At 64.2% G+C, this 14,164-nt stretch carries 14 protein-coding genes; 8 read left to right on the top strand and 6 right to left on the bottom strand.

All coding sequences use genetic code 11. The features are described 5' to 3' along the window. Positions 1-30 precede the first annotated feature (30 nt). Positions 31-1,449: a nucleotide exchange factor GrpE gene (gene grpE / locus VN706_21385; protein ID HXT18198.1), complete on the top strand. Its 1,419-nt coding sequence runs from the start codon at positions 31-33 to the stop codon at positions 1,447-1,449. Positions 1,450-1,498: 49 nt separating this feature from the next. Here the strand turns inward: grpE and VN706_21390 are convergent, their stop codons facing one another. Both VN706_21390 and VN706_21395 read right to left on the bottom strand, forming a co-directional pair. After that, positions 1,499-2,551 carry an SDR family oxidoreductase gene (locus VN706_21390; protein HXT18199.1) on the bottom strand — a complete coding sequence of 351 codons (1,053 nt, stop codon included), beginning with the start codon at positions 2,549-2,551 and terminating at the stop codon, positions 1,499-1,501. 88 nt (positions 2,552-2,639) lie between these two features. After that, positions 2,640-3,092, bottom strand: a complete 453-nt coding sequence (locus VN706_21395) for a CBS domain-containing protein (protein HXT18200.1) — start codon at positions 3,090-3,092, stop codon at positions 2,640-2,642. A 175-nt stretch (positions 3,093-3,267) separates the two neighbouring features. Between VN706_21395 and VN706_21400 the strand changes: the two genes are divergently transcribed. Together VN706_21400 and VN706_21405 are read left to right on the top strand one after the other, a co-directional pair. Next, positions 3,268-4,632: a glutamine synthetase family protein gene (locus tag VN706_21400; GenBank protein HXT18201.1), complete on the top strand. Its 1,365-nt coding sequence runs from the start codon at positions 3,268-3,270 to the stop codon at positions 4,630-4,632. A gap of 50 nt (positions 4,633-4,682) precedes the next feature. Continuing rightward, positions 4,683-5,954, top strand: coding sequence for a radical SAM protein (locus tag VN706_21405; GenBank protein ID HXT18202.1), 1,272 nt, complete (start codon positions 4,683-4,685; stop codon positions 5,952-5,954). A gap of 14 nt (positions 5,955-5,968) precedes the next feature. On the opposite strand, the gene VN706_21410 is transcribed toward VN706_21405, so the two are convergent. Then, a complete protein-coding gene (locus VN706_21410; GenBank protein HXT18203.1) occupies positions 5,969-7,690 on the bottom strand; it encodes a carboxypeptidase-like regulatory domain-containing protein in 1,722 nt (573 codons plus the stop codon). Between the two features lie 165 nt (positions 7,691-7,855). On the opposite strand from VN706_21410, the gene VN706_21415 reads away from it, so the two are divergent. From VN706_21415 to VN706_21425, 3 genes are read left to right on the top strand one after another with little or no spacing between them, the layout of a single operon-like run. Next, positions 7,856-8,296 (top strand): GNAT family N-acetyltransferase, encoded by a 441-nt coding sequence (locus VN706_21415; protein ID HXT18204.1) that lies wholly within the window; start codon positions 7,856-7,858, stop codon positions 8,294-8,296. Next, complete coding sequence (locus VN706_21420) at positions 8,289-9,137, top strand: N-acyl homoserine lactonase family protein (protein HXT18205.1); 849 nt, start codon at positions 8,289-8,291, stop codon at positions 9,135-9,137. The genes VN706_21415 and VN706_21420 overlap by 8 nt, the downstream gene beginning before the upstream one ends. Then, positions 9,137-9,682 carry a DinB family protein gene (locus VN706_21425; GenBank protein ID HXT18206.1) on the top strand — a complete coding sequence of 182 codons (546 nt, stop codon included), beginning with the start codon at positions 9,137-9,139 and terminating at the stop codon, positions 9,680-9,682. The genes VN706_21420 and VN706_21425 overlap by 1 nt, the downstream gene beginning before the upstream one ends. Here VN706_21425 and VN706_21430 read toward each other — a convergent pair. Then, the gene (locus VN706_21430) at positions 9,640-11,442 is read right to left on the bottom strand and encodes a glycoside hydrolase family 15 protein (protein HXT18207.1); all 1,803 of its coding nucleotides are present in this window, start codon (positions 11,440-11,442) and stop codon (positions 9,640-9,642) included. The two genes, VN706_21425 and VN706_21430, sit on opposite strands and share 43 nt — an antisense overlap. A gap of 3 nt (positions 11,443-11,445) precedes the next feature. Next, entirely contained in the window at positions 11,446-12,504 is a 1,059-nt protein-coding gene (locus tag VN706_21435; GenBank protein HXT18208.1) for a glucose 1-dehydrogenase, read from the bottom strand. A gap of 30 nt (positions 12,505-12,534) precedes the next feature. Between VN706_21435 and VN706_21440 the strand changes: the two genes are divergently transcribed. Both VN706_21440 and VN706_21445 read left to right on the top strand, forming a co-directional pair. Then, entirely contained in the window at positions 12,535-13,068 is a 534-nt protein-coding gene (locus VN706_21440; GenBank protein ID HXT18209.1) for a gluconokinase, read from the top strand. Then, positions 13,065-13,655 (top strand): YdeI/OmpD-associated family protein, encoded by a 591-nt coding sequence (locus VN706_21445; protein HXT18210.1) that lies wholly within the window; start codon positions 13,065-13,067, stop codon positions 13,653-13,655. The genes VN706_21440 and VN706_21445 overlap by 4 nt, the downstream gene beginning before the upstream one ends. Position 13,656: 1 nt before the next feature. Here VN706_21445 and VN706_21450 read toward each other — a convergent pair. After that, the coding region (locus tag VN706_21450; GenBank protein ID HXT18211.1) for a prolyl oligopeptidase family serine peptidase at positions 13,657-14,164 on the bottom strand (508 nt) is incomplete at its 5' end.

The following is a 14,164-nucleotide window of genomic DNA, read 5'->3' on the forward strand; positions in this document are numbered from 1 at the left end:
GGCCGCGCAGCGCGGCTCGCGGGAGCGACAATGGAGTTGGAGAACGCAAACGGACCAGAATCGAGAGATCGGGCGGACCTGCTCGCCGCGTGGCGCGGGCAGGTTCGCGAGCTCGAGGCGATCGCCGTCAGCGCGGACGATGCAGAATCAGAATTGCTCTCTCAACTCCGCGGCATCGCCGACGATCTCGCGCGAGGACCCGCGCTCGTCGTCCCGCAGATCTCGGCGAGTGTCGATGCGTCGATGCAGGTCGGGCTCGTCAACGAGGCCATCGCTCGGGCTGACGTCGCGACGATCGCCGGCGACAGCGCGATCGCGTCGCCGTTCGATCTCGCCGCGCTGACTGCGGCGATCGGATCGATCGAGCAAGCGGCCTCTGAAGTCGTTGCACGCGCGGAGGGAGAATTCATCGAGGCGCGGCAGGCCATCGCGACCGAAGTCGCGGGCATTCGCGAGAGCCTCGCTGCCGAGCTGAAGGCGCTGCGCGCGGAAGTACAGCGTTCGCAGCGTCGCGCGGCCCGTCGTTCGACTGATCTCGCCGGGCCGCGCATTCTCGATTCCGCGAATGAATCACCTGTGGTCGCGCGGCTCGCCGACGTGTGCGCGCAGCTCGATTCGTTGAGGGCGCAGACACAGCAATTGACCGACGCGCTGCCAACGCAAGCTCAGGCGAATTCTTCGGCGCTCGGCGACGCGATGACGGAGCTTCGCAACTTCATCGACGGCGCGGTGTCGTCGCTGCGGCAGGATGTCAGCGCGTCGCTCAAGAGCGCGAACGACGCTGCGGCGGAATCATTGATCGCCGTCAATGCCGTGCACGCCACGATCGTCGCCGATGCGCGCGAGCAATCGGAACGCCTCTCCGCGTCGCTCCGAGCTGAGCTGTCTACTTCGCTGAAGGAAGAGCTCTCAACGGCGCTCGCCGAAATGCGGAAGACATCACGCGACGCTCGCGGCGACCTCCACGCCCTGGCGAGCGACGTGCGCGAGCAAGCGAGCCGAAACCGTCTCGCCGAGCAGGAAGCTGCCCGGGAAGTTGCCGCGTTACGCGAGGCCGCGGACGCCAAACGAATCGAAGACGATCACGCGGCGTTGCAGCGTGCGGTCGCCATGCTGGCGGTGCTCGAGTCGTTGGACGACGCGCTGCACGCGCTCCGGCGAGAGCCCGATGCCGCGGCTCGCGATCGTATCGCTCACTTCGAGCGACAGGCTCGGGCGATGGCATCGCTCGTCGAGCTCGACGAGATCGCGACCGATGGAGAGTTCGACGAGGATCGCCACGAGATCGTCGGCGTACTGCCGCTCGACGGCGACACCGACGGTGCGATCGAGGTGCGGCAGCGCGGTTACACGTTCCGCGGTCGCGTCATTCGCCGAGCGCAGGTGGTGGTCAGCGCAGCGAGTCTTGCCGCATCCTGCGTTGGCGACGGATTCGAGCTGACGCTCTAGCTGTTCGTAGTTCTCGCGTCAGCTCGCCGGGCAATCGCTCGCCGGCGGCTTACGCCGGCACCGCCGAGCGATTAGCCGGAACGAGATTCTCGACGTACCACTCGACGGCGGCCCGAAGCCCGCTCTCCACCGTGTACTGCGGTGCGAAGCCGAGCTGACTGGCCGCCTTCGTCGTGTCGGCGCGCGAGTGGCGGATGTCACCGTGACGGAACGGTTCGAACGCGGGCGCCGCCGCTGCCAACTCCGGACGTTTTTCCCCGAGTGCATCGCGAATCGATCCGAAGAGCCCGACAAGGCTGGTCGATTGTCCGGAACCGATGTTGTACGCCGTGCCCGTTGCCGAATCATCATCGACCAGAGCGGCGAGGATGTTCGCTTGCACCACGTCGTCGACGTAGATGAAGTCACGCGTCGTCTCGCCGTCGCCGTAAATGCGGCACGGCTCGCCGAGAATGAGATTGCGCGTCCAGATCGGAATGACCGCGGCGTACGGGCCATCGGGATCCTGCCGCGGGCCGAACACGTTGAAGTACCGCAGGCCGACTGTGCTGATGCCGAACGCCCGTTGATAGACCGCGGCGTACAGCTCGTTGACGTGCTTGGTGACGGCGTAGGGTGAGAGCGCGACGAGCGCGCCGTCCTCACGCTTCGGCGTTTCAGGCGCGTCGCCATATATCGCGCACGATGACGCATAGACGAATCGGCGAGCGCCGGCATCGCGCGCCGCCGTGAGCATGTGCACGAACCCGTCGACATTCGTTCGGTTCACGGCGATCGGATCTTCCATGGAGCGCGGCACCGAACCGATGGCGGCCTGATGAATGACGTAATCCACCTGCGCGCAGGCGTCGACACAGACCGCGAGATCTTCGATGTCTCCCGTCACGAGACGAAACGTTCCGCCGCCGCCTTCACTCTCGGCAATCGCTTGATCGATGTTGCGCTGATAGCCGCTCGAGAAGTTGTCGAGTCCGACGACGTGCTGGCCGAGCTGTAGCAGCTGGCGGGTAATGTTTGACCCGATGAATCCGGCTGCGCCCGTCACCAACCAGCGGCGCGGATTATTACGCAGGTTCGCCTGAATGGCGGCGTACCGACTCACACATCCTCCTCGTAGGCGTCGCGAGCCGCGCAACCAGAAGCGTCGCGCGGCTCGTTTGTAAACAAATGCAAGTGTGGTTCCTGCTGAATCAGTCGGCGTGCTGTGCGTGCCGTCCGCCGGGCTCGGAGATGTCTTCGATCGTGCGTTCGGCGCGCGAACCGTCGCGCGATTTCCGCACGACGTCCGCCTGCGACACAATGCCGACCAGTCCGCCGCGCTCATCGACGATCGGGATGCGACGCACCTTCTCCGTGCGCATGGCGTCCATGACGCGGTTGATGTGTTCGTTTTCCCGGCAAGTCGTGATGCGGCCGGAGCTCATCGCTTCCGACACGCGGCAATCGGCGCCGCGTCCCTGCGCGACACAGCGCACCGCGATGTCGCGGTCGGTGATGACGCCGACGAGCTTTCGGTCATTGTCCTGCTCGACGACCGGCACGATGCCGATGTCTTCGCGCGCCATGATCTGCGCCGCCTCCTGAATCGTTGCGTTGGGCGTGACGCAGTGCGGATTGCGAGTCATGACGTCCTTGATATCCATCGCTCTCTCCCTCGAAGTGTCGTTGATGTCATGACAAACGAAGGCGGCAAAGCGCATGCCCGGTGTCGCGCGCGAGTGGTGAACCGCTTTACAATTCGCCCTGGCGCGTCGTAGCGTGTACACGCCCCTACTCGCGTCCATCGCTCGTTTCCCATCGCCCATCTCCCCGCTCACATTGCCAGCACGTTCTCGTTCGCTGACGCCCGATACGACCGGCGCATCGGCCAAGGATATTCTCGAGCTCACCGAGAAGCTGAACGTCCGCTTCATGCGGCTGCAGTTCACGGACATCCTCGGGATCAACAAGAACGTCGAGATTCCGGCGTCGCAGTTTCAGAAGGCCCTCGACGGCGACATCATGTTCGACGGCTCGTCGATCGAGGGCTTCGTACGCATCGAAGAGTCGGATATGCTGCTCGCGCCCGACCTCGACACGTTTCTCATATATCCATGGGGCGATCCCGACAATCGCATCTGCCGGCTCATCTGCGACATTCGCATGCCGTCGGGCGAGCCGTTCCCGGGCGATCCGCGCGGTGTGCTCAGGTCGGTGCTCGAGAAGGCGCGGGGCATGGGCTACACGATGAACGCCGGCATGGAAGCCGAGTTCTTTCTGTTCCGTCCCAATCCGAACGGCGAGGCGACGACGACCACGCACGACGTCGGCGGCTACTTCGATCTCGCGCCCGCCGACCTTGGCGAAGACGCGCGCCGCGCGATGGTGGACACGCTCGAGCGCATGGGCTTCGAGGTCGAGGCGGCGCATCACGAAGTCGCGCACGGCCAGCACGAGATCGACTTCCGCTACGCCGAAGCGCTCAAGACGGCGGACAACATCGCCACTTTCCGCTTCGTCGTGAAACACGTCGCGACGCAGTTCGGCTTGCTCGCCTCGTTCATGCCCAAGCCGATCTTCGGCCAGAACGGAAGCGGCATGCACACGCACCAATCGCTGTTCAAGGGCAAGCAAAACGCGTTCTGGGACGACACGGCGAACTGGGAGCTCTCGAAGACCGCGCTGCACTACATCGGCGGTCTGCTGCGCCACGCACGCGGTATGTGCGCGATCACGAACCCATTAGTAAACTCATATAAGCGGCTGGTCCCCGGGTTCGAGGCGCCGGTGAACGTCGCGTGGTCGATGCGCAACCGCTCGCCGCTCATTCGCGTACCGGACCGTCGCGGGCTCGGCACGCGATTGGAGCTCCGCATGCCCGATCCGGCGGCGAATCCGTATCTCGCGCTCGCGGTGATGCTCGCCGCGGGACTCGACGGCATCGAGACCGACGCCGACTATCGCGAGCCGGTCAACGAGAACATCTGGGAAATGAGTTTCCGCGAAAAGCGGCGGCTGCGCATCGACGACCTGCCGCACGATCTCAACGAGGCACTCGACGAGCTCGAGAAGAACGACGTGATCACAGGCGCGCTCGGCAAACACATCACGACGCACTTCGTGGCCGCCAAGCGCCAGGAATGGCGGGACTACATCACGCAGGTCAGTGCGTGGGAGCTGGAGACGTACCTGGCGAAGTATTGATCTTTCGGTATTTATTCGGTATCGTCCATGTCGCGCTGGCGGAGGCCGACATGGACGAAATGACGCTCGAACGAAAGATCGAAATCCTCATGACCATGGCCGGCGACGACCGCGAGTCCGGTTCGGCCATGTCGCTTCCGCCGCGACTGCGCCATGCCAACGACGTCGGCGCTCTTCGCCCGCTCAACTTCCGCACGGTGAGCGCGGGTCGCGGGCGCAAGACAACGCTGCTTCGCATTCTCATGACGAATGCGTGCAGCTTCAACTGCTACTACTGTCCCATGCGCCGCGATCGCAACATGCCGCGCGCACTCCTCAAGCCGCACGAGCTGGTCAAGATTTTTCTCGAAGCGCGGCGTCGCGGCTGGTGTGAGGGTTTGTTCATCACGACGGGCATTCCCGGCCGCCCCGTGAAAGTGATGGACGACCTCATCGCCGTACTCGAGCTGCTGCGGCACAAGCACAAATTCGACGGCTACATCCACGTCAAGATTCTTCCCGGCGCCGAGCCGGCGCAGATCGAGCGGATCACCGCGCTGGCGACGCGCGTGTCGCTCAATCTCGAAGCACCATGCGGCGATACACTCACCGCGATCGCGCCCGAAAAAAGTTATGCGACGGCGATCGACACATTGTCGCGCGCGCGCAAGCTCGTGGTGCTCGAGCAAGCTCACGAACGTGACGGACGCCGCCGCAATCCTTTGCGTCCCGGCGGCGCATCCGGCATGACGACGCAGTTCGTCGTCGGTGCAACGCCGGATTCCGATCGCGCCATCGTGAACCGCGTGTCAGAGCTGTACAACGCCGGCGGCGTGCACCACGTGCACTTCAGCGCATTTCGTCCAATTCGTGAAACACCACTCGAATCGCGCCCGGCGGTTCCGGCGCTGCGCGAACATCGGCTGTATCAAACCGACTATCTGCTGCGCTATTACGGATTCAATGAAAGCGAAGTCGTCTTCGAGGCCGACGGCAACCTGCCGCTCGCGAACGATCCTAAAGTCGCGTGGGCGCTCGCGCATCCGGAACGCTTTCCACTCGAGCTCACGACGGCAACCTATGAGGCGCTCGTGCGCGTACCGGGGATTGGGGTCGTAACGGCGCGCCGTATCGTCGACGAGCGGCGCAACACCGTCATTCGCGGACTCGCTGATCTCAAGCGGATTGGCGTTCAGACGAATCGCGCGGCGGGCTTCCTCGCGCTTCGCGGACGCGCACTCGAAGCCACGCGTTGGACCGAGCAACTTGGCTTCTGGAATCCGGCCGACCAGGTTGGCGTGCGCGCGCAGGTGTACGACGTGAGCCCGGGAACCTTCCGGTAGCGCGACGCCTGACGCTACGGCGCCACCGGTAAATCCACGATGCCAACGACCTCGCGCGGACCAATGCGCGTCGTCGCCATTTTGTTCGTGCCGTTCACACGCAGCGTGATCGGCACATCCCGCGGAATACCGCACGCGAGATAGCGCCCGTCGCCGGACAGCGTGCGCACGGTACGCGTCACCGTATGCGAGCCATCCCGACCGGCGCCAGGCTCGTGCGTCCAGCTCAACGTCACGTCTCGATGCCCGAGCGGCTCGTCGCCGCGCGTCACCGCGCCGATGAGAACGCCGGTGCGATCGGATAGCAGCTTCGCATCATCACCACACACCGTGCGCGCCGCGTCGAGAGGTGAGGCGAGATTCACCTCCGCCAACTCCACCGGAGCGCGGCCGATCTCAACCTGCACGCGCGAACGCGGCCAGCCGAGAACGTCGAGCTGCCGCGTGCCGACGTCCACGATGTAATCGCCGTGCACGAGATTCTCGAAACGCACCGAGCCCGTGCTGTCGACGTCGAGCCAGCGGGTCGTGCCGATGAGATATACCGTCGTTTCATCGGCGACCGGCGGTGTACGAGCGAATCCTCTCGTCACGCGCAATTCCAGCGCGCGCTTCGGCGGCGACCAGAGCAGCACGCTGTCGCGCCACACCGCCTCGAGCGTTCCGCCATACGCGCGCAGTTGATCCGTAACGATGGTGTGCTTGCCAACCACGAGCGGCGTGGAGAATCGATTGGCGCGGCGTCCCGAGGCGATGGCCGCGCCGCTCACCTGCTGCTCGGAATTCAAACGCAACACGGGCGCGCGAATCGACCAGTCGGTCATCACCCACGCGCCGGTGGAGAGCCGCGCGAATTGTACGTCGCCGCCCGCGATCGAGTCCGCGGCGAGCAGATTGACATACCGAAAACTCACGCTGCGCAACTCGTGGGTCCGCTTGTCGATCCACAATGTCCCGCGCACTTCGGCGTGCTTCACGCGGCCGGCCGGCGCGAACTCCACGGCAAGGAGCGAGTCAGCGACGGGATTGCTCGCGAACCGAAAGCAGTGCGTCTCGATGAAGTAGTTCGACAGCAGCGTCTCGATATCGGGCGCAACGAACGTGGTGCTGTCCTGGTCCTGAATTACGTAGCCGATGCGTCGCAACTCTTCGGCGGGCAAGCTCGCCCACGTGTGACTGTCGTACAGCTGCGCCTCGTCCATTCGCACGCCCCGCAACTCGCCTGTCGCATAATCGTACGTGCGCACGTGATCGACGAGGTCGAATCGGTACGCGTGCTTCTCGCGCGTGATGGCCGTCGCGAGCAGCGCGGTCTTCACGTCCTCCCACACGGCGCCGAGGGCGAGCGCCGAGTCGGGACGCAGATTGCATTGGGTTTGCTCGCGCGTCGTCACGGGCGGCAGCCCCGCGGGCGCGCTCGACATGCGAAGTACGACGTTCGTGTCGTTCGCGAAGACGACCGCCGGCGTCGTGAACGGCCGGAGACCGATGCGCATCGCCCGCACGCGATACACGGCCGGCTGCGCGATGCGGATGGTGAATCGCCCGCGATCGTCGGTCAACGTTCGAGCGCGAATGTCACCCGCGCCGTCGAGGAGCACCACGACCGCGCCAACCACCCCGCTCGAATCGTCACGGACGAGAACCGCGCCGCGAATGAGCTGGGCGTGCGCGGACACCGCGCCCAACACCAGCGCAGCCAGACCTGAGCGAAGACGACGACAGAGTTCTCGCATACGACGAACCGGTGGGCGGGATCGTCCGTTCGGGCGGCCAGGAACGAAGCTATATATTATGCCGTCCGGGCGGAAGAAATTCCCGGCTGGGACCATCCGTGCGTTCCTGGAATTCCCCATTGCATATCCCGGGCACCTGCGCGCCAGAAGCGGAGATTGCCGAGAATGAGCTCGTTCGTTACACGCGATGCAACAGCGGCCGACGCCGACGCGCTGGCTCGTCTCTGCACGCAGCTTGGCCATCCCGCGACGCCGGACGTGATTCCCGCACGTCTGGCGCGAATCGCCGGCGACACAAACGCGCGCGCCATTGTCGTGGATGCACCGAATCGAGGCGGCGTCGTGGCACTCGCCACCATACATATCAGAAACACGCTGAATCACAACGCACCACTCGCGCAGCTATCGCTGCTCGTCGTGGAAGAAGCGGTGCGCGGCACCGGCGTCGGGCGCGCCATCGTCGATGAAGCGGAGCGCTGGGCGCGCGACCGCGGTTGCATGCGCATGGTCGTAACGACCGCCTTGCGCCGAACTGATGCGCACGCGTTCTATGAGCGCATCGGTTACACTCACACCGGGCGCCGGTATGCAAAAGATCTTGAGTAGACCAATTCGATCCACGTTCGTGGCCGCGATCGGTGTCCTGACACTTGCGGCGTCGCTCGGTCTGCGGTCCTCCGCGCCGTCCGACTACGAAGTCTACGCGCTGCGCTACGCGACGATTCCGAACTTCAAGCTGTCCGGACTCATCGCCAGCGCCGACACCAGCCGCCGCATCGACCTCGCGATGATGGTGTGGTTGATCAAAGGCAACGGCCGCAACGTCGTGCTCGACGCGGGTTTCTACCGCGACAAGTTCATTCAGCAGTGGCATCCCGCCGATTTCATGAAGCCGAGCGATGCCGTCGCGCGCGCGGGCGTGAAGCCCGAGGATGTGACCGACGTCATCATCTCACACGTGCACTGGGATCACCTGGACGGCGTCGATCTCTTTCCCAACGCGCGCGTCTGGATTCAGCGCGAAGAGTTCGAGCACCACACCGATTCGGCGGGAACGCGCAAGGACCGCATGATCGACGCGGTCGACGCGCCGGTGCTGGCCAAGATCGCGCGCGAGGGTCGGTTGATGCTCGTCGACGGCGATGCAAAGGAAATCCTTCCAGGCATCAGCGTCTACATCGGCGGCAAGCACACGTATCAATCGCAGTTCGCCACGGTGCACGCGTCGTCGGGCACGGTGGTGTTGGCATCCGACAACGTGTACCTCTACGAGAACCTCGCCCGCCACGTACCGATCGCGCAGACGCTCGACTCGGCATCGAACCTTCGCGCGCAGGCACGCATGCTGACGCTCGCGTCGAATCCGCGGCTCATCGTGCCGGGTCACGATCCGGAAGTCTTCGTGCGCTTTCCAACGCCCGGCAACGGCATCGCGAGAATCAAGTGATGCATCCGAGAATCAACGAGTTGCTGGAGTACGTCGCGGATCAACGCCGCCAACTGCGCTCGACGGTCGAGGGCATTCCGTCGTCGCGCCATAATGTCGCGCCGACCACCGGTGGTTGGTCGATCCTGGCGGTGCTCGAACATCTGGCGATCGTCGAGCCGCGCATCACGGCCATTCTCCGCAAGCGCGGCGCGGAACTGCGCGCGTCGGACTCACCGGCCGAATCCGACGCAGGCCCCATCCTGAAAAATATTGACGTCAATAGATTTCTGGATCGCACGAGGAAGATCGAGGCGCCGACACCAATTCATCCGACCGGCGCGATGGACCTCGAGGCCGCGTGGTCCGCGCTTGACCGTTCACGGACCGAGTTCATCGACACGGTCGTCAGCCTCGACGGCCTGGCCCTGGGCACCGCGTCGCATTCGCACCCGATCTTCGGGCCCGTCGACCTCTACACCTGGATCGCGTTCGTCGGCGCGCACGAAGCGCGACACGCCGATCAGATTCGCGAGATCGGCTCGTCCTTCGACGAGGCGCCTTGATGCTTCGAGAGGTTGAAGGCGGTGCTCAGCAGCGCGATGTGCGAGAAGCCCTGTGGAAAGTTGCCGACGAGCCGCTTCGCGATGGGATCGTATTCCTCGGAGAGCAATCCGACGTCGTTGCGCAGTGACAACAGCCGCTCGAACAACTTGACGGCGTCACCGCGGCGGCCGAGCAACACGTAGTTGTCGGCGAGCCAGAAGCTGCAGGCGAGAAATGCGCCCTCGCCCGGCGGCAAGCCATCGTCCGTTTCTTCACTGTCGTAGCGCAGCACGAAGCCGTGCGCACACAGTTTCTTCTCGACGTACTCCACCGTCCCGCGCACGCGCGGGTCGCTGGGCGGCAGAAAGCCGACGGTCGCAAGGGCGAGCGTGCTCGCGTCCGCGAGCTTCGAGTCGTACGACTGTGTGAACGCGTTGAGATTCGGATCGTACGCCTTCTCGCACACTTCGTCATGAATGTCCTGGCGAATGCGGCGCCACCGGTCGAGCGGGCCCTTGAGGTTGAATCGTTCGGCGCTCTTTATCGCGCGATCGAACGCGACCCAGGCCATCACCTTGGAGTGGGTGAAGTGCTGCGGCGTACCGCGAACTTCCCAGATGCTGTGATCCGGCTTGCGCCACGTCTGCTCGAGCTGCTGCAGAAGCGCGCATTCGAGCTGCCACGCATCCGGCAGCTCCGGCATTCCACCGACGCGGGCTTGATGCAGCGCGTCCATCACCTCGCCGAAGATGTCGTGCTGGATCTGCTCATGCGCCGCGTTGCCGCAGCGGACGGGTTTCGCGTTCTCATATCCGGGCAGCCACGAGATCTCCCACTCGCGAAGCATGCGCTCGCCGCTCAAGCCGTACATGATCTGCACTTGATCCGGCGCTCCGGCGCACGCGCGCAACAACCATTCGCGCCACGCACCGGCCTCGTGGTAATAGCCGGCATTCATCAGCGCGAGCAGCGTGAGCGTGGCATCGCGCAACCAGCAGAACCGATAGTCCCAATTGCGCGAGCCCGCGAGCTGCTCGGGGAGAGACGTCGTCGGCGCGGCGACGATCCCGCCCGTCGGATGATACGTCAGCGACTTGAGGGTGACCAGCGAGCGCATCACCGCGCCGGACCATTCACCGTCGTAGTGACAGAGGCTCGACCAGCGACGCCAGAAGTCTTCAGTAACCTCTAATGCGCGATCCGGGTCGGACGGCGCCGGCGGCTGCTGATTCGACGGACCCCAGGTCATCACCATCGACGCGCGGTCACCCTCGGCGATCGTGAACTCGCCGATGGTCGTCAGATCCTGCCCGCGCAGCTGCACATCCGAGCGAATGCAGATCATGTCGGGGCCGGCGATCGCGCGCAGCGTGCCGTCGTCGAGCCGGCTCACCCACGGCACCACCGATCCATAGTCGAAGCGCAGCACGATCTCCGTTCGCATCGGGACCCGGCCCCGCTTGCCGATCACGGTGCGAACCACGTTCGACACGCCGTCGCGCAGCGGCATGAAATCGATCACGGTGACGGCGCCATCCGCCGTCTCGTAGTCCGTTTCGAGAATCAGTGAGTTGTCGCGATATCGCCGCGTGCAGCGCGATGTGGGATCTGCCGGCGCGAGCGACCAATGCCCGTTCTTCTCACTTCCCAGGAGCGCCGCGAAGCACGCCGAGGAGTCGAAGCGCGGCCAACAGAGCCAGTCGATGGAGCCCATGCGCGATACGAGCGCCGCGGTCTCGCAGTCGCCAATGATCGCGTAGTCTTCGATGAGTCCGGGCATTCGTCAGCTCACGTCGGGAGAGAACACGACGACGGTCTTGACGTCGTCATCGCGGACCTCGAACGCTTCCCGCCATCGATCGAGGGGTACCCGTCGCGCGACGACACGATGCAGCCACGCGGCGTCCGCTTTCGCCAGCGCGTCGATCGCCGCCTGGTAATGACGACGATTCGCGTTGACCGAACCGAAGATCACGCGATTCCCCAACACGATCTCGCGATTGAGCTCACCGATGTCGATCGTCTCTTGCGCCGAGTGTGAGACGCCGGCAAGGCATGTGATGCCATCCGCGGCGGTGCGTTGCACCGCTTCGACGATCACCGAGGCCGCTCCGGTGCATTCCATCACAATATCATAATCGTGGCCAACGTCGTCGAATGACGCATGGTAAGTTCCACCCAGATCATGCACGAGCGCGGGCTTCGGGCCATCGGTCGCGCGATCGAGTACGTGGATCTCGAGTCCGCGCTGCGCGCCGAGCAACGCAGCGAGCAATCCCACCGGGCCCGCCCCCGTCACGAGCACACGTCTCGGCGTCCAGCGCGCGCGCTCACCAATGCGCTCGGTGTGCTCCCACGCCTTGGCGACGATGGTCGTTGGCTCGACGAGCACGCCGAGTATTCCGAGCCGCGGGTCGAGGCGGACGACGTATTCCGGCGAAAGGCGATAGAACTCCGAGCCGTAGCCGTCGAGCGCCTTGATGCCATGTTCGGTGTACTGATCAGTGCGACACATATCCCACTCCCCGACCGCGCAGTTCGCGCACGGAACGGGGTCGGGATGCCGAACGATGCCGACGACGAGATCGCCCTTCGACAACCCGCTGGCGGCCGGCGCATCTTCGACGCGACCGAGCGATTCGTGGCCGATGATCAAGCGCTGGTGTCCCGGGGGCGCCTGGCCGTAGTCGCCTTGAACGATCTCATGATCGGTACCGCAGATGCCAAGGGCCACCGCGCGCACGAGCACCGCGCCCAGTTCGCTGGATGGGACGTTGAATTCCTCGAGCTGAACCGAATTCGGGACTTTCGGCGTAACGGTAAGTGCGCGCATGGTTGGCATGAAGGACGTTCCAGTGCAGAATTCGCACCGATGAATGACAAAGAAACAACACCGAACGTCGTCGTCGTGATGGGCGTGTCAGGCGCCGGCAAGACCGCGGTGGGCCAGGCGCTCGCTGACGCCACGGGCTGGCGTTTCGTCGAAGGTGATGCATACCATCCCGCGTCGAACATCGAGAAGATGTCGCACGGAATCGGCCTCACCGACGAAGATAGACGGCCTTGGCTGGCGGCGCTTCGTGACGTCGTCGAGCAGGTCGTGCGCGAGGACGACCACGCCATCCTGGCGTGCTCCGCGTTGAAGCACGATTACCGCGAGACACTGCGCGTGCCCAACGCCGGTCGTGCGGTGCGGTTTGTCTTTCTCGACGTGCCCCCCGAAGTGCTCGCGCAGCGATTGGCTGAGCGGAAGCATCATTTCGCGCCGCCCGAGTTGTTGCACAGCCAACTCGCCACGCTCGAGAAGCCGCGCGACGCACTGCGCGTCGACGGCGCACGGCCGATTCCCGAAATCGTCGAGCAGGTCGTGAACGAGCTGCGTCTCCCCGAACGGGGTCACGCATGAAGCCGAGATTCTTCAAAACCCCGGAAGATTTTCGCGCGTGGCTGGAGAAGAACTACGAGACGGCGAGCGAGTTGCTCGTTGGATTTCACAAGGTCGACAGCGGGAAGCCGAGCATCACATGGCCGCAGTCCGTCGACGAGGCGCTTTCGTTCGGCTGGATCGACGGTGTGCGGCGGCGGATTGACGACGACAGCTACTCGATCCGCTTCACGCCGCGGAAACCGGCGAGCGTCTGGAGCGCCGTGAACATCAAGCGCGTGGCCGAGCTGACGAAAACGGGGCGCATGCAACCGACCGGTCTCGCGGCGTTTGCGCGGCGCGACGAGCGGAAATCCGCGGTCTATTCGTTCGAGCGAAAAGCCGCCGCATTCGACGCAACCACGGCAGCAACGTTTCGCCGCGACAAGAATGCGTGGACCTTCTTCGACGCCCAGCCACCAGGCTACAAGCGCATCGCGGCGCATTGGGTGATGAGCGCCAAACGCCCCGAAACGCGGGAGAAGCGTCTCGGGGCGTTGGTGGAGCTGTGCCGCCGCGGTAAGCGGCTCGACATGATGTCGCCTTACGAGAAAAAGAAGAAGGACTGACTCATGGGGTCGCGCGCGGTGCGGTTTTCGGACCGAGCTCGTACTCCTTCGGCGGCTCCGCACCCAACAGATTCTTCACGAAGTAATCCCAGCGCCGGCGCGTCATGTAATTCGATTCGTTCCCGTAGCCGTGCGGCTGATTCGGCAGCATGAGCAAATCGAAATCCTTGTTCGCCTTGATCAGCGCATCGACGACCAGGAGCGTGTTGTCCGGTGGAACGTTGTCGTCCATCGTGCCGTGCGCGAGCAACAGCTTGCCCTTGAGGTTTTTCGCGAGATTCTGATTGGCCTGGTCGTCGTAGTTCGAGCCGCCCTTGCCATCGCGAACCTCGAGTCCCTGATACCGCTCGCCCCAGTCATCCTCATATGCGCGATTGTCGTGGTTGCCCGATTCCGAGATTCCGACTTTAAAGAAATCTGGATATCGGAACATGGCGTCGGCCGTCGCGAACCCGCCGCCTGAGTGACCGTAGATCCCTGCGCGATCGATGTCGATCCAGGAGTAACGC

Source organism: Gemmatimonadaceae bacterium, from assembly GCA_035606695.1.
In the GTDB taxonomy this organism is placed as follows: Bacteria; Gemmatimonadota; Gemmatimonadetes; order Gemmatimonadales; family Gemmatimonadaceae; genus JAQBQB01.

Excerpts from the sequence above, each read along its gene's own strand:
- grpE (HXT18198.1), top strand. The coding sequence starts at position 31 with ATGGAGTTGGAGAACGCAAACGGACCAGAATCGAGAGATCGGGCGGAC.
- VN706_21395 (HXT18200.1), bottom strand. The coding sequence starts at position 3,092 with ATGGATATCAAGGACGTCATGACTCGCAATCCGCACTGCGTCACGCCC.
- VN706_21405 (HXT18202.1), top strand. The coding sequence starts at position 4,683 with ATGGACGAAATGACGCTCGAACGAAAGATCGAAATCCTCATGACCATG.
- VN706_21410 (HXT18203.1), bottom strand. The coding sequence starts at position 7,690 with ATGCGAGAACTCTGTCGTCGTCTTCGCTCAGGTCTGGCTGCGCTGGTG.
- VN706_21415 (HXT18204.1), top strand. The coding sequence starts at position 7,856 with ATGAGCTCGTTCGTTACACGCGATGCAACAGCGGCCGACGCCGACGCG.
- VN706_21425 (HXT18206.1), top strand. The coding sequence starts at position 9,137 with ATGCATCCGAGAATCAACGAGTTGCTGGAGTACGTCGCGGATCAACGC.
- VN706_21430 (HXT18207.1), bottom strand. The coding sequence starts at position 11,442 with ATGCCCGGACTCATCGAAGACTACGCGATCATTGGCGACTGCGAGACC.
- VN706_21435 (HXT18208.1), bottom strand. The coding sequence starts at position 12,504 with ATGCCAACCATGCGCGCACTTACCGTTACGCCGAAAGTCCCGAATTCG.
- VN706_21440 (HXT18209.1), top strand. The coding sequence starts at position 12,535 with ATGAATGACAAAGAAACAACACCGAACGTCGTCGTCGTGATGGGCGTG.
- VN706_21445 (HXT18210.1), top strand. The coding sequence starts at position 13,065 with ATGAAGCCGAGATTCTTCAAAACCCCGGAAGATTTTCGCGCGTGGCTG.